Genomic DNA, 18,565 nt, shown 5'->3' on the forward strand with positions numbered 1-18,565 from the left:
TTACCCCTTCACCGCCCCCAGGGACAGCCCGCGGACGAGATGCTTCTGAACGATGAACGCGAAAATGACGATCGGCACACAGGCCATGAAACCGGCAGCACTGATCTCTCCCCAATAGGTCTTGTATTGCGTCACCCGTCCGGCAATGCCGATCGGTAGCGTCTGCGACTGCTCGGTGAGCGTGATGATCAGGGAAAGCAGAAACTCGTTCCAGGAAATGATCAGACAGAAGATGGCGGTCGCTGCGAGCCCAGGCCGCGCGAGCGGCAGGGCGACATGCAGAAAGGCACCCCAGCGCGTATCGCCGTCGACGATCGCGGCCTCTTCCAGCTCGACGGGCAGGTCCTGGAAATAGCTCTTCATCATCCAGGTGGCAAACGGCAGGTTGAAGGCGGTGTAGGCGATGACGAGCGCCGACTTCGTGTTCAACATGTCGAGGGAGTTGAAGAACAGGTAGAGCGGGATGATGCTGACGATCGGCGGCATCATCCGCGTCGACAGGATCCAGAACGAGATCTGCTTGCGCCATTGCCAGGGATAGCTGAACCGCGCCAAGGCATAGCCAGCCATTGTGCCGAAGCCCACGGAAACGATTGTGGTTCCGACAGCCACGAGCAAGCTGTTCAAGGCGTAGCGCAGGAACGGCCGCTGGATGAACGCCTCGTCATAGTGCTTCAATGTCGGGTTCTGTGGCAGCCATTCGGGCGGCACGGCGAAGATGTCGATGTCGAACTTGAACGAATTCGCTGCGATCCAATAGACGGGAAACAGCGTCAGGATCAGCGCGACGAGGATCGTCAGATAGGCAGACAGGCGGATCAGCGTTTCCCGGATGCGGCTGCGTGTTCTGATCGTCGCCATCGTCGCCTCACTCCGCCAGTCGCATGCGTTTCATGAACCAGGTGCTGAGAACGATCGTCACGAACAGCACGAAGAGCGAGATCGCCGCGGCGTAGCCGGGGTCGGCGAAGCGGTAGGCGACCTGGTAGATGTACAGGCTCAAGACCTTGGTCCGGTCTGCCGGCCCTCCCCCCGTCAGGATGAAGACCAGATCGAAAAGGCGCAGCGCATCCATGACGCGCAAGAGCAGGGCAATGGCGATGACCGGTTTGAGGAAGGGCAGCGTCAGGTCCCAGAATTGCCGCCAGGACGAGGCGCCGTCGAGTGCTGCGGCCTCGTAGGGCTCGACCGGAAGGCTTGCCAGCCCCGCCAGCATCAAGAGGAAGATGAACGGCGTCCACTGCCAGACGTCGGCAACGATGATCGAAAACATCGCGAGGTTCACGTCGCCCGCCCATGCCTGCAATGGCAGGCCGAGACGGAACATGATTTCGTTGAGCACGCCGAACTGTGGCTCGTAGATGATCTTCCAGGTGATCGCGACGGCGATCGGCGGCAGCATCATCGGGATCATCAGAACCGTCTTCAGAAAGGTCAGGCGCCGGATGAACCTGTCGAGCAGCAGCGCCAGGCCGAGTCCGAGCAGGAATTCGAACGTCACCGCCACGATCGTGAAAACCACGGTGTTGCGAAGCGCGACGTGAAACTGTGCATCGGTGAGCAGTCGGACGAAATTTCCGGGACCGACGAACTCCCAGGGAAGGTCGGGGTTCGGACTGATCCGGTGGACGGCCGCATAGAACATGTAGAGACTGGGGAAGATCGTCAGCGCCAGCAGGATGAGCATGGTCGGGGCGAGCATCAGGTAGCGCAGGTGACGTTCCGCCCAATGCTCCAGGCGACCGCCCGGTTGAAGCTCAGGGATCTGTGTGCCGCTTGCGGTCCTTGCCATTCCCGAGATCCTCCTCACCCGAAGCGCGAGACCGCCGGATTGCCACGTCCCACCGATGGCGGCTGATGCGAACGGGGCCGAGCCACGTCCGCACCAGACCAGCGATTACTTGAGGCCGGTGATCTGCTCGACCGCCGCCTGGGAGTTCTTCAGCGCCTCCTCCGGGGTGATCGTGCCCGCGACCGCCTTGGAAAGCTCGATGCCGAAGGCATTTTCGATCTCCGGCCATTTCGGATGGCGCGGCCTTGGCGTCGAAGCCTGGATCGCCTCCATCAGCACCGGGTAGTGGCGGAATTTCTCCTGCTTGGTCAGATCCGCATCGGTGAAGACCGACGCCCGGACCGGCGGATTACCGCGCTCGGCGGAGATCTTGATCTGCTCGGGCGAAGTCGCCCAGACCATAAAGTCGAAGGCCTCCTGTTTGTTCTTGGAAGCCGACATGATGCCCATGGTCCAATGGCCGATTTCGGAGCTGCCCGGTTTTGTGCCGGCCGGGATAGGGCTGTAGGAAATCTTGCCGACCATCTTCGATTGGCTCGGATCCTCGAAGGTCGCAACCCAGTTTGGCCAGTTGATCGACGAGGCGGCGGTGCCGGCGGCGAGCGCCGTGCCAACCTCGTTGGCGTTGTAGCTCTCGATCCCCTTCGGAGAAACGTCGCGGAGCGCCAAGAATGTCTTCATGGCGGCCGCGCCTTCCGGCGTATCGATCGTCACCTTCGTGCGGTCCTCGTTGAACATGTTGGCACCATAGGACCAGAAGATCGGCATGAAGTCGGCCACGACAGGATTGCCCTGGCCGCCGCGGAAGACATAGCCGAAATAGCGACCGCCGCCGTCCTTGGTCAGCGTCTGGCTCGCCTTCAAAACGTCATCCCAGGTCTTGGGTGCGTCGACGCCGGCCTCCTTGTACTTGGCCGCGTCATAGAAAAACATCTGGGCATTTCCCACATAGGGCAGGCAGACATAGGGGCCTGTGTTGTAGGGATTGCGGCAGATCGCCAGCGATTTCGACAGGAAGTCGTTATCCGGGCCTTCCATGCCCGCTTGCTTGAAGTATGGCGTCAAATCCTCCAGATGTCCGTTCTCGGCAAAGAATGGAATCCACGGGTCATCCATGAGGATAATATCGAACACGCCGGATTTGGTTGCCCCTGCATTGGCACCCTGTTCGAATACATTGGCATAGGGCGCCTGGACGATCTCCACCTTCGTCCCCTTCATCTTGGAGTAGTCGTCGGCAGCGGCTCTCAGGCCGTCACCCTCGCTGCTCGATGGCACGAGGACCGTGAAATCAGCCCATGCGGTTCCGCTGATCGCAAGCGCGGACGCCGCGGCAGCCAAGACGAGAAACAGTTTGCGAACCATTGCACACCTCCCGTTTCGAGTTGCAGGTCAAAGGCACACTTCGCGGGTGGGCCTGACCTCGTCCGGCATGGTGGAGACGCGCCTCGACTTCCACAAACCATTCGACAGCAAGATGAAACGGAGGCCGGCATCTCCACTGGGCCGGTATTGCTCCCGCGATGAGATTACCACATCGGCGGCGATAATCAGAGAGGTTGCATTAGTAATTACTGTTATTTGAGATTCGCCGAGCGGCGGAGAATCGAACAAGCCCCGGAACAAGACGTTCCGGGGCTCGATCGCAGCTTAGCCGGGAGAAAGAGCTAAGCCGCCTGGACCTTTTTCGAGACGCGCGCCCATTCCGGGATCCAGTCGCGATGCGCGACGAGCAGATCGTCGACGAGCGACCAGATCTGGTCGAGATCGAGCTCGGCTGCCGTATGCGGATCCATCATCGCGGCGTGATAGAGATGCTCGCGGTTTTCGGTCACGAGCGCCTGCACCGTCAGTTCCTGGACGTTGATGTTGGTGCGGATCAGTGCGGTCAGCTGCGGCGGCAGGTCGCCGATGAAGGTCGGCTGGATGCCCGAGGCGTCGACCAGGCAGGGAACTTCGGCCGCGCAGTTTTCCGGCAGCGAGGTAATGCAGCCATTGTTCCTGAGATTGCCGTAGATGACGGAGGGCTCGCCGGTCCAGACCGAGTTCATGATCGAGGAGGCGTATTCGTGGCTCTCGGCCACTTCGATCGTCTCGGCTTCCTTGAAGGCGGCGGCCTGCCCCTTCCAGCGCTCGATCTGTTCGACGCAGCGCTTCGGATATTCGTCGAGCGGGATGCCGAACTTCTCGATCAGATCGGGGCGACCGTCCTTGATGAAATAGGGCGTGTATTCGGCGAAGTGCTCCGAGCTTTCGGTGACGAAATAGCCGAGCCGCGTCAGCATTTCGTAGCGGACCTTGTTCGGGCAGCGGGGGTTCCAGTGGCTGGGCTTCGGGAAGCGTCCCTCGCGGTAGCCGCGCACCAGATCCGGATAGAGATTGCGGAAGCTGCCGTCGGCCTGTTTGTGCTCGAAGGTCAGGTAGAAGGCCATGTGGTTGATGCCGGCGGCGCGGTAGCGGATCTCCGACACCGGGATATCGAGGTCGCGCGCCAGCTCAAACGCCGTGCCCTGGACGGAATGGCAGAGGCCCACTTGCCGGATCGTCGGGAACTTCTCGGATATCGCCCAGGTGTTGATCGCCATCGGGTTGACGTATTGCAGGAGAATGGCGTTCGGGCAGACCTCAAGCATGTCCTCGCAGATTTTCCAGAGATGCGGCACGGTGCGAAGCCCGCGCATGATGCCGCCGACGCCGAGCGTGTCGGCAATCGTCTGACGCAGACCGTATTTCTTCGGCACCTCGAAATCGGTGACCGTGCAGGGTTCATAGCCACCGATCTGGAAGGCGACCACGACGAAATCAGCCCCTTCAAGCGCCTTGCGCTGGTTGGAATGGGTCTCGATCTTTGCCTTGACGCCGAGCGTGCGCACCAGCTTGCCGGCGACGATTTCGCTTTCGCCAAGGCGTTGCGCGTTGACGTCCATCAGCGCGATGGTGGCGGCCGACAGCGACGGCCGCTGCAAAACGTCGCCGATGATGTTTTTCATGAAGACGGTGGAGCCGGCGCCGATGAAGGTGATCTTGGGTTGTCTGGTCATGGATTGCCTCTGCTTTCTAGCGATCATGCTGCCACATCGAAGGCGGCTCTCACGAGCCTTTCGGTGTAGGCGGTCTTGGGATTGGAAAGGATTTCGCTCACCGGCCCCTCCTCGACTATTTGGCCGTGCTGCATCACGACCACCCGGTGGCAGAGCGCACGCACGACCTTGAGGTCATGGGAGATGAAGAGGTAGCTCAGCCCCCGCTCGTCCTGCAGCTTGCGCAAGAGTTCGATGATCTGGGCCTGGACGGAAAGGTCGAGCGCCGAGGTCGGCTCGTCGAGCAGGATGAATTCCGGCTCGAGCGCTACCGCCCGGGCAATGGCAATGCGCTGGCGCTGGCCGCCGGAAAATTCGTGCGGAAAGCGCGACAGGATGTTGCCGGGCATGCCGGCGGCGACAAGCGCATCCACCACCCGGTCGAGCCGTTCCTTGCGGTTCTGACCGATGCCGTTGACCACCAGCCCCTCCTCGATGATCTGGCCGATCGACATGCGCGGATTGAGCGAGGCGAACGGATCCTGGAAGACGATCTGGATGCGCGAGCGCAAGGGGCGCATCGCGGTCCTGTCCTTGTCGTGGATCGGGATGCCGTCGAAGAAGATCTCGCCCCCGTCGGCGTTGAGCAGCCGGATCAGCGCCTGGCCGAAGGTCGTCTTGCCCGAGCCGGATTCACCGACCAGCCCGAGCGTCTCGTGCTTGCGCAGATTGAGGCTGAGCTTGTCGACGGCGACGAGTTCGGAGAACTCGGACCGGAACAGACCGCCCTTCTTCAGCATGAAGGAAACCTTCACATCCCGCCCGTCAAGCATGATCGGTGCGTTGTGGGGCAACGGCTTGGCAGCGCCCGAAGGCTCCGACGAGAGCAGCCGTTTCGTGTAGGAATGCATCGGGTTGGCGAAGAGCGCCGCCGTGGTGTTGTGCTCCTTCACCTCGCCGTATTGCATGACGTAGACGTAGTCAGAGAACTGTCGCACGACCGTCAGGTCGTGGGTGATCAGGATCACCGCCATGCCGAGCTCGCGCTGCAGGTCGCGGATGAGGTTCAGGATCTGCGCCTGCACGGTGACGTCGAGCGCCGTCGTCGGCTCGTCGGCGATCAGCACATCAGGATCGTTGGCGAGCGCCATGGCGATCATTACCCGCTGGCGCTGGCCGCCGGAGAGCTGGTGCGGATATTGATTGAGGCGCAGTTCCGGGTCCGGGATCTTCACGTGACGCAAAAGTTCAAGCGCCCGTTCGGTTGCCGCCCGGCGGCTGATCCTGCGGTGCGCCCGGATCGCCTCGATGATCTGGGTACCGACCGTATAGACCGGATTGAGCGAACTCATCGGCTCCTGGAAAATCATCGCAAGACGGTTTCCCCGCAAACCCCGACGCTCGCGCGGCGAGAACTTCAAGACGTCCTTGCCGTCATACTCGATGCGCGATTGCGGAGCGATGGTGGCACGCTTCGACAAAAGCCCCATGACACTGCGCGCCGTTACCGATTTGCCCGAGCCGGACTCGCCGACGATGGCGATGGTTTCGCCACGGTAGAGCTGGAAGGACACGTCCTTCACCGCCTCCACCGTGCCGTGCTCGACCTTGAAACGAACAGCGACGTTGCGTGCGTCGATGATCGGTCGACCGGTTCGTTCGGAAAGGTCCTTTCGTTCAGTCGGAGCGGCGGCGAGGACGTCGATTGTCTCTGTCATGATGCGTCCTCCTCAATAGGGATCGATGGCGTCGCGCAGGCCGTCGCCAAGGGCATTAAAGGCGAAGACTGTGACGAGCACGAAGGCGACCGGCGACAGGATCCAGGGATAGGACCCGATGACGGAATAGGTTGACGTGTCCTGCAGCATCAGCCCCCAGGAAATCAGCGGCGGCTTGACCGCAAAGCCCAGGAACCCGAGGAAGGATTCCAAGAGCACCACCTGCGGGATCGAGAGCGTGACCGCGACGATCACATGGCTCATCACGTTCGGCAGGATGTGCTGGAAGATGATGCGCCGATCGCTGGCGCCGACGGCGATGGCGGCCCGCACATAGTCGATACGGGCAAGCGCCAGCGTCTTGCCACGCACCTCGCGCGACATCTGCGCCCAGCCGAGCGCCGACATGACGATGATGACGAAACCGAGGAAGACATTGGTCGGTGCCGTCACCGGGATCAGCGAGGTCAGCGCGAGATAGAGCGGCAGCTGCGGGAAGGCGAGCACCAGTTCGACGAAGCGCTGCGTCCAGACATCAAAGCGACCACCGAAATAGCCGGACGCCATGCCGACGGTGGTGCCGACGACGGTGACGATCGAGACGACGATCAGTGCGATCATCAGCGAGATGCGCGACCCGACGAAAATCCGGGAGAGCACGTCGCGGCCGAACTTGTCAGTACCGAGCAGGTGCACGGCTGTGCCGTCGACCGCACCGAACAGATGTCGCTCGGCCGGGATCAGGCCGAAGAGACGGTAGGGCGCGCCCTTGACGAAGAAGCCGAGGATCTGCGGATTGTCGTAATCAGGGCCGATGATCGGCTGGAAGGTGATCGGATCAAGCTCCGTGCCTTCGCTCAAGCGGTAGCTGCGCGGCGGGAAGACAAAGTTGCCGTCCTTGTCCGTGACGCTGATCGCCTGCGGTGGCGCAAAGGTGACACCGGTGGCCTTCGGATCGACCGGCGACAGGAAGTCGGCAAAAACAGCCATGAAGATCAACAGGCCGACGAGAACAAGCCCGAGCATGCCGGTCCAGGACCGCTTCAGCCGGCGCCAGACAAGCGCCTGGTAGCTTTCATTGTGCTGCTCGTGCTTCGGTTCGACGGTGAGCGGAAGGGTTGTCTCAATCTCGACAGTCATGCGGGGGCTCCTCCCAGGCGCACGCGCGGATCAAGGGCCGCGAGCAGCAGATCGGCGATGATGTTGCCGAGGATCAGGGTTGCCGACAGCACCAGCATGAAGGTGGCGGTGACATAGACGTCACCCACCCACATCGAGCCGACGATGGCGGGACCGACGGTCGGCAGCGCGAAGATGATCGCCGTTTCAATCTCACCCGTCAGCATGTAGGGCAGCACGACGCCCTGATACATGATCAACGGATGCAGGGCGTTCGGGACAGCGTGGCGCATGACCACGGCACCTTCGCTGAGGCCCTTCGCTCGCGCCGTCTCGACATACTGGGCGTTCAGTGTGTCGAGCAGATTGCCGCGCATCACCCGCATATTGTAGGCGAGGCCGCCGAAGGTGGCGATCGCCACGACCGGCCAGACATGTTTGACGAGGTCGACGAACTTGCCCCAGGACCAGGGCGCGCCGCCGTAGCGGGCCGAATGGAAGCTGTTGATTTCGCTCACATTGAAGTGGAAGACGAGCATGTAGACGATGATCAGCGCCATCAGGAAGCGCGGCACCGTCATGCCGAGAAAGGCAACCGTCGAAAGCAGGCTGTCGATCCAGGAATATTGCCGCGTTGCAGCGATGATGCCGAAGGAAATGCCGATCACGGACGCGAGGATGTGGCAGACGAGTGCCAGGACCAGCGTGCGCGGCAGGCGCTCGCCAACGACGTCGGCCACCGGCTTGTTGTAATAGAGGCTGTGGCCGAAATCGCCGCGCGTCAGAATGCCGGTCATCCAGTTGACGTATTGCACCGCCATCGGCCGATCGAGGCCATGTTCCTTGCGATAGGCCTGCGCCTGGGCTTCCGCTTCCTCATAGGATGCGCCGCCCTGGTTGATCAGCTGTGAGCGGATGTAATCGCTGTAATCTCCGGGCGGCGCCTGGATGATGGCAAACGTCGCTACGCTCAGCACCAGGAGCACCGGAATGGCAGAGGCGATGCGGACAAGCAGAAACCTGAACATGCCGTTTCCTTCTGTCGGTTGGGGTGATGGAGCGCTCCTCCGGCCGACTGCCGGAGGAGCGGACCGGCATCAGTTGCTGAGGCCCTTCTCGCCGGGCTTACCCGGCAGCTGATCGGCGAAAAGCTCGAAGTCCCCCTGCTTGTCGGCGGCGACGAACAGGCGCTCGCGCATGATCGTGTCTTCCGCCCAGTTGAACATGAAGATCGGCGCACCCGTCGGAACGTTCGAGAAGCGCTTGTTGATGATCAGTGCGCCCGGGTATTCGGTAAGCCCGATCGTATCGAGGTTTGTCGTCGCGATCTTCTGGTACTGCTTCATCAGTGCGACGCGTTCGGCGTTGTCGTTGCTGGCAATGAACTTGTTGATGGTGTCGACAAGCTCCTGTTCGAACGGCATCAGATCGACCTGTCCGCCTTCAGGCGCGCGGTGGTGCCAGCTGGTGCGCGGACCCGTTGCCCCAAGCTGCGGCGTGTTCTGTACGACGGAGGCATATTCCGGTCCATTTCGGTGGACCATCCAGTCGAAGCGGCCGGCATAGTTGGCCGCATCACGCTGTTTGCCGTCGAGGGAATTCAGCACGACGCGAAGGCCGAGCTTTTCCATCTGGCCGATGATGCCTTCAGCAAGGTTGCGGTCGGTCGCGTAGCTGTTGTCGATCAGAAGCACGATCTCGACGTCACGGCCGCCAGCCTTGTCGGCTGCGAAATTGACGAAGCCGTTGCCATCGGTGTCCTTGAGCCCAGCCTTTTCGAGCAGGGCTTTCGCGCCGTCGAGGTCAAAGGGGTAGTAGACGGTCGACTCCCGGTCATAGAAGCTGGTGCCGGAGGAAAGCCCGCCCGGATAGATCGCCGTGAACGGACCCTTGACCAGCGCTTCGCCGAGCTTCTTGCGATCGACCGCCATGGTCACCGCCTTGCGGAAATCCTCGTTGCGGTTGAGCTCGCGCACGGCCTGGGCCCGCTCATCCGGCTCGCCCCAGCCATTGGCCGAGAAGTTCATGTGCAGATTGTAGCCGATAAGCCGCGGGCCGAAGGCAAGTCGGGCGGGTGCGGTATCCTGGGCAGCACGCTTCAGCGATTCGACGAAGTTTTCCGGTTGCTCCAGGTTGGACAGATCGGCGGAGCCGGCGATTGCCTGCACGTCGCGGTCGGCCCAGGTCGAGAGCTTGTAGTGCAGTTCGTTGATATAGGGCAGCTGGTTGCCGGCCTCGTCCACCTTCCAGTAGTAGGGGTTGCGGCGCAGCACGATGATGTCGTCGGGGCGATAGGCGACAGGCACCCAGGCGCCCATGACCGGAATGTTCATATATTCCGGCGGGAAGGCGTTCTTGTACTGGTCGTAGGTGGTGCCGGCATATTTCGGGTGCTTGGCTTTGAGAATATGCGACGGGCCGGGGCAGAAGGTGCCATAGGCCATGGCATAGAGGTGCTGGCGCGGGAAGGCCTCCTTGAAGGTCCATTCGACCGTGTACTGGTCGATCTTTTTCAGCGTCGTCCCGATGCCGAAGGTCTCGGGCGTCGCACCGTTCAGCGGAGATACGTTCGGGTCGAGGACATTGTCGTCCCAGTAGAACATCACGTCCTCGGCATCGAAGGCGTCGCCATCCGACCACTTGGCGCCTTCGACCAGATGCATCGTCAGCTTGTGGCCGTCGGCGGACCAGTCCCAGCTCCTGGCGAGATTCGGCAGCGGTTCGACGTCGTTCGCCTCCACCTGGAAGAGCGGCGCGGTGCGGGTCAGGCATTCGGACATGCCGATGTCGATGCCGCCCCAGCCCTGGCTCTGGCCGGCCGAGTAGTTCCAGCCTTCCGGCCGGCCGCCAATCACGTGACGCAGCGTGTCGCCATAGACGCCGACGCCATCGGGCATGTTGCCGGTCTTGAAGACCATCGGCTCCTTCGGCAGACGCTCGGCGACCGGCGGCAGCTTGCCGGCCTTGACGTATTTCTCGGTGATCCAGGCCGGCTCCTTATATTCCGGCAGCGCCTTGAACTCGGCGATCGAGTCGCGCGGCACATAGGTGATCTTGCCCTGGGCCGGGAACGGCGGCTGCTCGGGCACCACGGTCGGATCGGACGCCGCCGCGTTAACGGCGAAGGTCGAAATACCGACGAGCAAAAGGCTCGCCATCTTCGTCAGTCTGTGGCTGGTCATTGGCTCAGATTCTCCCTCTATTCGCCGCGCCGAAGCGTGGCCTCCTCCTTGAATGTCAGCAGTCACGGCAGCCTGGGCCCGCGTCTCCTCACGCGAATTGGGCTGCATTCGCTCAGCCGGCGGCGCGGGCCGCCTGGCGTTCGGCTCGCAATTCGTCGAGCGAGCGCACCGGACGGCGCGCAGCGCCGTTCCAGTCGCGAGTCTTGACGGTCGAGCGGCTCAAGCGCTCCTTCGCACCGTCGATGGCATGGGCGTATTGCGGCAGCCACTGGCCTTGCGCGACGACCATCTCGTCAACCATCTGCCAGACCTCCTCCGGCGTGCAGATCGCGCCGACCAAGGGGTCGTGCAGCATTGCCAGCTTCAGAAGGTCGAGATCGCCGGTAACGGCGGCATGCACCGACATGCGCTGGACGTTGATCGATGAGAGGCAGGTGGCAGCGCAGGCTTCGGGAAGGGTGATGCCCGAGACCATGTTGATGCCGAAGCGATCGACGAAACCGGGGGATTCGATGATCGCGTCAGCGGGCAGATTGCTGATGACGCCGTTGTTCTTGACGTTGAAATGCCCGCGATAGACCCGGCCGGTTTCCAGCGCTTCCAGGATGTGGCTCGCATGTTCGTTCGAGCGCTTGCTGGGATCGAGCGGCCTTCCGGCGGCTTCCAGGAACTGCGGAAACTCCGTCTCGAACCAATTGCGAGTTTCCGTCGAATACCTGAGGTAGCCGCCAGTCTCGCCGTGGATCCAGTCCGACATGTCGATCCAGCGGCCGATTTCTTCCGGCCGCTTGCGATACCAGGGCAGGTATTCGGAGAGATGGCCGTTGCTCTCGGTCGAATAGACGCCGAAGCGTTTCAGCACATCGATCCGGAGTTTCTCCTGCTTGGAAAACACCGGATGCGCCTCAAAAGCGGCGACGAGTTCGTCCTTGCCTATTCTGCGGCCCTTGAGCCTGACATCGACGAACCAGGTCTGGTGGTTGATGCCGGAGCAGATGTAGTCGAGTTCGCCCTCGCCGGCGCCAAGGATTTCGGCGATCTGCTCGCCGCCATGCTGAACGCCGTGGCAGAGGCCGACGGTATCGACCTTGCCGTATTCGATCGCCGCCCAGGTGTTCATCGCCATTGGGTTGGCATAATTCAGGAACTTGGCACCCGTCTCGGCGACCGCACGGATGTCGTTGCAGAAGTCGAGGATGACCGGAATGTTGCGCTGGCCATAGAGGATGCCGCCGGCGCAGATCGTATCGCCGACGCATTGGTCGACGCCGTATTTCAGGGGGATGCGGATGTCATCGGCATAGGCTTCGAGGCCGCCGACGCGAACGCAGCTGATGATGTAGCGGGCGCCTTCCAGCGCCTTTTGCCGATCGGTCGTCGCAGTCACCTTCGTCGGCAGGCGATTGACCTTTACGATCCGGTCGAGGATCGCCTTGATCATCTCCAGATTACGAGCACTGAGGTCGGTCAGCGCAACCTCGATATCGCGCAGTTCCGGCACGGCGAGAATGTCGGTGAAGAGCTTCTTGGTGAAGCCGATGCTGCCGGCGCCGATGATGGCGATCTTGAAACTTGCCATGTCCTCTTACTCCTCCTGAACCGCCCGCGACGCACGCGAAGGGTAAAATCAATTCAAAATTCCAAACGCACCGTCTGCACAACTTCAGCGCAGATCTGACTTTCTATTGGACTAGATTTGCCGACTGTTGCGCAGTTGGTCGTCATTATGTGTATAATCACCGACCCCGCCAGAGCGGTATTGTGCTTTCATGGGTAATTTTATGCTGCAAGATTTGATCGACAATGGCCCTGTCATGCGCACCGTCTCCCTGCCGCGGGGACGCCAGAGCCTGCACACGATGCCGACCAGCACCGGCTATGAAATCCGCACCAACGCCACCTATGACTGGGACGGAAGAAAACGCGGCAACACGCCCTTCACCGTGCTGCAGCACACGATCGCCGGCGCCGGAAACCTGCGCTACGAGAACCGCAGCTATCGCGTGCGCGAGAGCGAGACCTTGCTTCTGCTCGTGCCGCACAATCATCGCTACTGGCTGGAAGACGGCGGGCGCTGGGAGTTTTTCTGGATCTCGATGAATGGCGACGAGGCGCTGCGCATCCACCGCGCCATTCTTGCCGTCGCCGGCCCGGTCTTGAAGCTGCAGCCGGAAACGACCGAGCATCTGGCCGATTGCAGCCTGCGGCTGATCCGCGGCGGCGAGACGCCGGGGCGGGCGTCTGCGATCGCCTATGAAGCGGCGATGGCGCTTTATGACGACGTCTTCGGCTCGCATCCGGTGTTCAGCCACGAGCACAGAACGATGCAACGTGTCGTCGACCACATCATGAACAATCTGCAGAGCCCGCTTCCGGTCGAGGAACTGGCGCGCGTCTCGGGCCTGAGCCGCGCGCATTTCTCACGCGTCTTTGCCGCCAGCGAAGGCATGGCACCGGCCGAGTACGTCTTGCAGAAGCGCTTGCAACGCGCGGTAAAATTGCTGACCAAGACCGCGAGCCTGCCGGTCAAGGAAGTGGCGATCCTCTCGGGCTTCGAAGACCCGAACTACTTCGCCAAGGTCTTCCGCCGCTCTTTCGGCTTGAGCCCCACCGAGTTCCGCACGACCGGCATGTATGCGAGCGTGCCGGCCGGTTCGGTGGAGCAATCGACCGACACGCTCCAGGAACCGGCGGTGTAGGTCCCGGCGCCTGGCCCGGAACCTTGGCCTCAGCCGGCCAGTTGTTGGCGAAACGCCGGCGTTCTTGGAAAAACCCCGCCAAGGTCGGCATGCATTGCCCGCGCGATCACGTGGAAGTCACGTTCGCTGATGGCGAGATGGCCGAAACGAAGCTTCTGATCCCAGCTTCGGTTGCCTTCGGCAAACTCCAGACTGTCCAGCCACGGGCGGACCGGAGCCTCCATACTGTCGGCCCAGTCGATATCGCCGCGATGCGGGGCGACGCCGCCCATGGCAAAAAAGTAGGGTGGACGCTCCTTGACCACACCGATGGCCGTAAAACAGGCGAGCCCGGCTCTGCCGTTGAAGGCGGCGTTGGGTGAATAGCCGATGAAGCCGTCACCCGCCTTCATCCGCGTCAACGCCTGGACGTTGCCGTAGTCATAGCCGAAGCGCGAGAAGCCACCGTCCGGCGTATGCTGCAGATCATCACCGGAAACCGCGCCGATCCAGAAGTTGCGCTCGCCCGGCCTGCTTCCACCGCCCATCTGAAAAACATCCTGCGCCGACATCGGTCATCCCTCGATCTCTGATCATGGGAACACTCTACGCGCGACCCCTGCCAGATTCTGTCAGCATCGATTGACCCCTATGCCGGCCCTCGTCACATCCCCTGCAGCGCCCCGCATTCACGCGTGCAAGCGCCGCGATATCAGTTGCCCGAACCCGGCGAGACCGGCTGCCATTCGCCGAACAGGGTCAAGCCTGCCGCCTTGGCGAGCGCAGCCGACGCATGGTTGTCAAGCTGGCAGCGGTACTGTGGTGACAGTGAAGTCGCCTTCGCCTTGAACGACGTTGCCATTCGCAAACGTCGCCTGCCAGTAATTGGTAATCTTTGGGGGAAAGGACATGCACGCAACCTTTCGGAACAGGCGCACAAGCGCTTACCGCCGGGAGTGAAACGCGCCTGAATTGGACAAACTAATCAATTAATTAAACAACGGGATCGAGTTGCCGGAAGGCAGTGGCGCAATAAAGGCCGCACAAAGCAAAAGCGCCCGCAGGAGATGCAGGCGCTTGGGCAATTTTATCAGTCTGGTAGGTCGCCTTAGCGGGCGAAGGCCGTGCGTGCGACGCGGTCGATGTCGGCGCGTTCGATGCCGAGGTCGCGCAGTTCGCGGTTCGACATGCGGCCCAGCTCGGTGACCGTCTGACGATACTTGCGCCAGTTGTTGATGGAGCGTGCGATGTTCATTTGATCCCCCTTTCAATGGGCTTTCGAAGCCTGGCAGCCAGTCCGTGGCGCCTCGTTTCGCTTCGATGAACACCTTATAGCTGAGGCCTTTGGTAAGTTGCAGCGCTCAAAACTCAGCGCTCCCATGTGGCAAATGCATGGGTCGCGGCAACAACCTGTGCACGCATACGCGAATACCAGCTTCGCGCAACAACAGCCGCAGAAACTGTTGATCCCGACGACAGAGACAAGTATTTCTTTTGTCGACAAAGGAATCCGAGATGACCGATATCGACACTGACAACAGCCCCATCCCCGAACGCAAGCGCGGCTCCGGCGTGAAGATGGTCTATGACCTCCTGCGCGACGAGATCCTCGACCTGGTGCTGCCACCCGGCAGCCCGATCGACGAAGTGCAGCTCGCCGAACGCCTGAAGATGTCACGCACCCCGATCCGCGAGGCGCTGGTCCGGCTTGCCGGCGAAGGGCTGATCGACACGCTGCCGAACCGCTCGACGATGGTCGCCAACATCGACTTCCTCAACCTGAACCCGTTCTTCGACGCGCTGGTGCTGATGTACCGCGTCACGACACGGCTTGCGGCACAGAACCACCGCCCGGAAGATCTCGCTGTTATCCGCGGCTTCCACGAGGACTATGCGGCGGCGGTAAAATCGCGCGACGCGCTGACGATGATCGCCACCAACGCCGCCTTCCACGCGGCGATCGCCGAGGCCGGTCGCAATCCCTATTTCACCAGCCTGTTCCGCCGGCTGCTGGACGAGGGGCGGCGCATCCTCAGGCTTTATTACCAGTCCTACGAGGAACAGTTCCCGCAGCGCTTCGTCGACGAACACGCGGCGATCATCGCCGCGATCGCGGCGCGCGACATCGAGGCGGCCGACCGTCTCGGCAAGGCGCATGCGGAGCAGATCGTCGAGCAGGTGCAGAAGCTTTTTGCCCGCAACAACAAGCTCGACATCGCCCTCTAGCGGCTTTTGTATTTTTCTTGTCGACAAATAAAATACAAACGGCTATTGTCTGGATCAAAGGCAGGTAGGCGCGTGCCGCCAAGGCGCTCACCGCCTGCCGAGGAACAAAGCCGAGAGGAGTTTCAAATGAAGGCTCAGATTTTCACTGGCGTCATCCCGGCGCTGATGACCCCTTGCAAGGAAGATCGCACCCCCGATTTCGACGCGCTGGTGCGCAAGGGCAAGGAATTGATCGCGCAGGGGATGTCGGCCGTCGTCTATTGCGGCTCGATGGGTGACTGGCCGCTCCTGACCGACGCGCAGCGCATGGAAGGCGTCGAGCGCCTGGTCAAGGCCGGCATCCCGGTTATCGTCGGCACCGGCGCCGTCAACACCGCTTCGGCCGTTGCCCATGCGGCGCACGCCGAGAAGGTCGGCGCCCAGGGCCTGATGGTCATTCCGCGCGTCCTGTCGCGCGGCTCGGTCGTCGCCGCCCAGAAGAACCACTTCAAGGCCATTCTCTCGGCCGCCCCGAGCCTGCCGGCCGTCATCTACAACAGCCCCTATTACGGCTTTGCCACCCGCGCCGACCTGTTCTTCGCACTGCGCGCCGAGCATCCGAACCTCGTCGGCTTCAAGGAATTCGGCGGTGCTGCCGACATGCGCTATGCGGCCGAAAACATCACCAGCCGTGACGATGGCGTCTCGCTGATGATCGGCGTCGACACGGCCGTGTTCCACGGCTTCGTCAACTGCGGCGCGACCGGTGCGATCACCGGCATCGGCTGCGTGCTGCCGAAGGAAGTCATCCACATGTGCAACCTGTCGCGTGCCGCCGCCGAAGGCGACGTCGACGCTCGCCAGCGCGCACTGGAACTGGAACAGGCGCTCGCCGTGCTCTCCTCCTTCGACGAAGGCCCGGACCTCGTTCTCTACTTCAAGCACATGATGGTGCTGAAGGGCGACAAGGAATACACGCTGCACTTCAACGAGAGCGACGTGCTCTCCGACAGCCAGCGCGGCTATGTCGAAGCCCAGTTCAAGCTGTTCAACAGCTGGTACGCCGAGTGGAGCAAGCTCCCGGGCGCCGTGCAGAAGTACAAGGCCTGAACCTCAGTTGACCACCCTTTACAGCGCCGCGCCTATTCAGGCGCGGCGCTGTAAAGTCAGTGTCCCAGCGCTGTCTTATTCTGGATGATCGACGTCAGCTGCTCGGCACAGATCTTCAACGGTGCCACGGACTGGGATGCTTTTGCCATCGCCATCGCACCGGAGTAGGTTGCCACGACCAGGGTGGCTAGGGCCTCAAAATCGAAGTCGCGAACGGGAGCCGCACGAAGGTCGGCCCGCAGCTTGTCAGCGATCGCGGTCCTCCAGCGTGTGAAGATCGCCTCGATCGCGGCTTGGAAATCCTCGTCCTCACGCGACAGTTCAAGTGCGAGATTGTTCAGCGGGCAGCCCGAGACACCCCCCTTCCGCTCCAATTCGGAAATAATGGCCGCGAATACCGCCTGGATGCCATCGGCCGTCGTGGCCGCAAGCTTGACTGGCGTGATCCAGGTCAACTCGACGGCTTCTGCCACGCGATCCTGAATAACAGCGAGGCCGAGGGCCTTCTTGGTGGGGAAGTGATGCGCGAGCGCTCCGCCGGTAACGTCCGCATCGCGTTTCAGGTCATGCAGGGCACTGGAATGATAGCCGCGGGTCGAGAAGGCAACGTAGGCCGCATCCACAAGCCGCTGCCTCAGACCTTGCGGATCGTTCATGCGCCGATTTGGCGAGGTAGGTCGCTCCGACATGGGTTATTTCCTTTCCTCCAAGTTATAGCAGGTTGACAAAACAGGACAACTGCCCTGTACTGCAAACAGGATGACCGTCCTGTTTCGTAGGGGATACCCATGTCTTTATTCACAATGAGCGAATCAATGCCGCGGGCTGCGCGCGATACGACCAACTCGATCATTGAACTGCGGCGTTATCGGCTTCGACCGGAATCCAGGGAGACGCTGATCGAGCTGTTCGACCGCGAATTCATCGAGTCCCAGGAAGCCCAGGGAATGAGCGTGATTGGACAATTCCGCGACCTTGATGATCCCAATAGCTTCGTATGGCTAAGAGGCTTTAGCGACATGCCGTCCCGCGCAGCAGCGCTGAACTCGTTCTATACAGGCCCGGTGTGGGCCGCGCACCGCGACCAGGCGAACGGCACGATGATAAATTCGGACAACGTTCTGCTGCTGCGGCCCGCGTCGCCTGATGCCGGCTTTGGGCCATTACCCGTCACACGCCCCGCGTCTGACACAGGCGATGTACAGCGCGGCCTTATGGTTGCTACGACCTGTTATCTCGCACCACGCACGGGCGACGAGTTTGCCGGATTCTTTGAGACCGTTATCAAGCCGCATCTGGAGCGAGCCTCGGCCGTCGTGCTGGCCGCTTTGGTCACCGAGCAGAGCCCGAACACGTTCCCCAGGCTGCCTGTCCGCGAAGGGGAGACAGTCTTCGTCTGGTTCTGCGCTTTCCCCAGTCTGGCTGCGTACGAGAGCCATCTCGCCGAGCTTGCACAATCCGAGACCTGGACGACAGAGGCCGTTTCGGAGATGGGGCGGCGGACGTGGAGGCCGAACGAGGTGTTGCGCCTAACGCCAACAGCGCGATCACTACTGCCGTAATTGCATTATGTCGGACACCGCATTGGCGAGTCTTCCTCCGGGGTCATAGAGGATTCCTGACGATTGCTGCCGGATGTCCGTTCGATAAACCCGAACACCAGCAGAATCTGAAAATGTGGAACCGGAGCAACCGGTTCCACATTTTGGTCAAGACTTGGTCCGCGAGGGCCTTTCGTTTT

17 protein-coding genes are annotated in these 18,565 nt (G+C 61.6%); 4 read left to right on the top strand and 13 right to left on the bottom strand.

Translation table 11 applies throughout. The annotated features are described in order from the left end of the window. The 9 genes from BBX50_RS26180 to BBX50_RS26220 all read right to left on the bottom strand — a co-directional run bounded on the left by BBX50_RS26180 (nt 1) and on the right by BBX50_RS26220 (nt 12,410). Nucleotides 1-861: a carbohydrate ABC transporter permease gene (locus BBX50_RS26180; protein WP_065778208.1), complete on the bottom strand. Its 861-nt coding sequence runs from the start codon at nt 859-861 to the stop codon at nt 1-3. Between the two features lie 7 nt (nt 862-868). Beyond that, the gene (locus tag BBX50_RS26185; RefSeq protein ID WP_065778209.1) at nt 869-1,792 is read right to left on the bottom strand and encodes a sugar ABC transporter permease; all 924 of its coding nucleotides are present in this window, start codon (nt 1,790-1,792) and stop codon (nt 869-871) included. Nucleotides 1,793-1,897: 105 nt separating this feature from the next. Next, nucleotides 1,898-3,157 carry an ABC transporter substrate-binding protein gene (locus tag BBX50_RS26190; protein ID WP_065778210.1) on the bottom strand — a complete coding sequence of 420 codons (1,260 nt, stop codon included), beginning with the start codon at nt 3,155-3,157 and terminating at the stop codon, nt 1,898-1,900. A gap of 302 nt (nt 3,158-3,459) precedes the next feature. Beyond that, nucleotides 3,460-4,833: an alpha-glucosidase/alpha-galactosidase gene (locus BBX50_RS26195; RefSeq protein ID WP_065778211.1), complete on the bottom strand. Its 1,374-nt coding sequence runs from the start codon at nt 4,831-4,833 to the stop codon at nt 3,460-3,462. 23 nt (nt 4,834-4,856) lie between these two features. Beyond that, the gene (locus BBX50_RS26200) at nt 4,857-6,530 is read right to left on the bottom strand and encodes an ABC transporter ATP-binding protein (RefSeq protein WP_065778212.1); all 1,674 of its coding nucleotides are present in this window, start codon (nt 6,528-6,530) and stop codon (nt 4,857-4,859) included. A 12-nt stretch (nt 6,531-6,542) separates the two neighbouring features. Then, nucleotides 6,543-7,670: an ABC transporter permease gene (locus BBX50_RS26205; RefSeq protein WP_065778213.1), complete on the bottom strand. Its 1,128-nt coding sequence runs from the start codon at nt 7,668-7,670 to the stop codon at nt 6,543-6,545. Beyond that, nucleotides 7,667-8,677 carry an ABC transporter permease gene (locus BBX50_RS26210; RefSeq protein WP_065778214.1) on the bottom strand — a complete coding sequence of 337 codons (1,011 nt, stop codon included), beginning with the start codon at nt 8,675-8,677 and terminating at the stop codon, nt 7,667-7,669. The genes BBX50_RS26205 and BBX50_RS26210 overlap by 4 nt, the downstream gene beginning before the upstream one ends. A 69-nt stretch (nt 8,678-8,746) precedes the next feature. After that, nucleotides 8,747-10,831, bottom strand: a complete 2,085-nt coding sequence (locus BBX50_RS26215) for an ABC transporter substrate-binding protein (RefSeq protein ID WP_065778215.1) — start codon at nt 10,829-10,831, stop codon at nt 8,747-8,749. 112 nt (nt 10,832-10,943) lie between these two features. Then, on the bottom strand, nt 10,944-12,410 hold the full coding sequence (locus BBX50_RS26220; RefSeq protein ID WP_065778216.1) for an alpha-glucosidase/alpha-galactosidase: 1,467 nt from the start codon (nt 12,408-12,410) through the stop codon (nt 10,944-10,946). 190 nt (nt 12,411-12,600) lie between these two features. On the opposite strand from BBX50_RS26220, the gene BBX50_RS26225 reads away from it, so the two are divergent. Further along, nucleotides 12,601-13,530: an AraC family transcriptional regulator gene (locus BBX50_RS26225; protein ID WP_065778217.1), complete on the top strand. Its 930-nt coding sequence runs from the start codon at nt 12,601-12,603 to the stop codon at nt 13,528-13,530. A 29-nt stretch (nt 13,531-13,559) separates the two neighbouring features. Here BBX50_RS26225 and BBX50_RS26230 read toward each other — a convergent pair whose 3' ends face one another. From BBX50_RS26230 to BBX50_RS26235, 3 genes are all read right to left on the bottom strand, one after another. After that, a complete protein-coding gene (locus BBX50_RS26230; RefSeq protein ID WP_161490879.1) occupies nt 13,560-14,057 on the bottom strand; it encodes an EVE domain-containing protein in 498 nt (165 codons plus the stop codon). Between the two features lie 164 nt (nt 14,058-14,221). Then, entirely contained in the window at nt 14,222-14,371 is a 150-nt protein-coding gene (locus tag BBX50_RS30155) for a hypothetical protein (protein ID WP_201723527.1), read from the bottom strand. A 246-nt stretch (nt 14,372-14,617) separates the two neighbouring features. After that, complete coding sequence (locus tag BBX50_RS26235) at nt 14,618-14,764, bottom strand: DUF1127 domain-containing protein (protein WP_064817045.1); 147 nt, start codon at nt 14,762-14,764, stop codon at nt 14,618-14,620. A gap of 260 nt (nt 14,765-15,024) precedes the next feature. Between BBX50_RS26235 and BBX50_RS26240 the strand changes: the two genes are divergently transcribed. Further along, entirely contained in the window at nt 15,025-15,735 is a 711-nt protein-coding gene (locus BBX50_RS26240; protein WP_065778218.1) for a GntR family transcriptional regulator, read from the top strand. Nucleotides 15,736-15,861: 126 nt separating this feature from the next. Further along, nucleotides 15,862-16,824 (top strand): dihydrodipicolinate synthase family protein, encoded by a 963-nt coding sequence (locus BBX50_RS26245; protein WP_065778219.1) that lies wholly within the window; start codon nt 15,862-15,864, stop codon nt 16,822-16,824. A gap of 56 nt (nt 16,825-16,880) precedes the next feature. Here the strand turns inward: BBX50_RS26245 and BBX50_RS26250 are convergent, their stop codons facing one another. Further along, the gene (locus BBX50_RS26250; protein WP_244513170.1) at nt 16,881-17,480 is read right to left on the bottom strand and encodes a TetR/AcrR family transcriptional regulator; all 600 of its coding nucleotides are present in this window, start codon (nt 17,478-17,480) and stop codon (nt 16,881-16,883) included. 132 nt (nt 17,481-17,612) lie between these two features. On the opposite strand from BBX50_RS26250, the gene BBX50_RS26255 reads away from it, so the two are divergent. Next, on the top strand, nt 17,613-18,386 hold the full coding sequence (locus tag BBX50_RS26255; RefSeq protein ID WP_244513171.1) for an NIPSNAP family protein: 774 nt from the start codon (nt 17,613-17,615) through the stop codon (nt 18,384-18,386). Nucleotides 18,387-18,565 lie beyond the last annotated feature (179 nt).

The sequence above is a fragment of the Ensifer sp. LC11 genome, from assembly GCF_001695835.1.
Taxonomy (GTDB): Bacteria; Pseudomonadota; Alphaproteobacteria; order Rhizobiales; family Rhizobiaceae; genus Ensifer.

Coding starts and splice junctions, on each gene's coding strand:
- BBX50_RS26180 (WP_065778208.1), bottom strand. CDS start 861: ATGGCGACGATCAGAACACGCAGCCGCATCCGGGAAACGCTGATCCGC.
- BBX50_RS26185 (WP_065778209.1), bottom strand. CDS start 1,792: ATGGCAAGGACCGCAAGCGGCACACAGATCCCTGAGCTTCAACCGGGC.
- BBX50_RS26190 (WP_065778210.1), bottom strand. CDS start 3,157: ATGGTTCGCAAACTGTTTCTCGTCTTGGCTGCCGCGGCGTCCGCGCTT.
- BBX50_RS26195 (WP_065778211.1), bottom strand. CDS start 4,833: ATGACCAGACAACCCAAGATCACCTTCATCGGCGCCGGCTCCACCGTC.
- BBX50_RS26200 (WP_065778212.1), bottom strand. CDS start 6,530: ATGACAGAGACAATCGACGTCCTCGCCGCCGCTCCGACTGAACGAAAG.
- BBX50_RS26205 (WP_065778213.1), bottom strand. CDS start 7,670: ATGACTGTCGAGATTGAGACAACCCTTCCGCTCACCGTCGAACCGAAG.
- BBX50_RS26210 (WP_065778214.1), bottom strand. CDS start 8,677: ATGTTCAGGTTTCTGCTTGTCCGCATCGCCTCTGCCATTCCGGTGCTC.
- BBX50_RS26215 (WP_065778215.1), bottom strand. CDS start 10,831: ATGACCAGCCACAGACTGACGAAGATGGCGAGCCTTTTGCTCGTCGGT.
- BBX50_RS26220 (WP_065778216.1), bottom strand. CDS start 12,410: ATGGCAAGTTTCAAGATCGCCATCATCGGCGCCGGCAGCATCGGCTTC.
- BBX50_RS26225 (WP_065778217.1), top strand. CDS start 12,601: ATGGGTAATTTTATGCTGCAAGATTTGATCGACAATGGCCCTGTCATG.
- BBX50_RS26230 (WP_161490879.1), bottom strand. CDS start 14,057: ATGGGCGGTGGAAGCAGGCCGGGCGAGCGCAACTTCTGGATCGGCGCG.
- BBX50_RS30155 (WP_201723527.1), bottom strand. CDS start 14,371: ATGGCAACGTCGTTCAAGGCGAAGGCGACTTCACTGTCACCACAGTAC.
- BBX50_RS26235 (WP_064817045.1), bottom strand. CDS start 14,764: ATGAACATCGCACGCTCCATCAACAACTGGCGCAAGTATCGTCAGACG.
- BBX50_RS26240 (WP_065778218.1), top strand. CDS start 15,025: ATGACCGATATCGACACTGACAACAGCCCCATCCCCGAACGCAAGCGC.
- BBX50_RS26245 (WP_065778219.1), top strand. CDS start 15,862: ATGAAGGCTCAGATTTTCACTGGCGTCATCCCGGCGCTGATGACCCCT.
- BBX50_RS26250 (WP_244513170.1), bottom strand. CDS start 17,480: ATGAACGATCCGCAAGGTCTGAGGCAGCGGCTTGTGGATGCGGCCTAC.
- BBX50_RS26255 (WP_244513171.1), top strand. CDS start 17,613: ATGTCTTTATTCACAATGAGCGAATCAATGCCGCGGGCTGCGCGCGAT.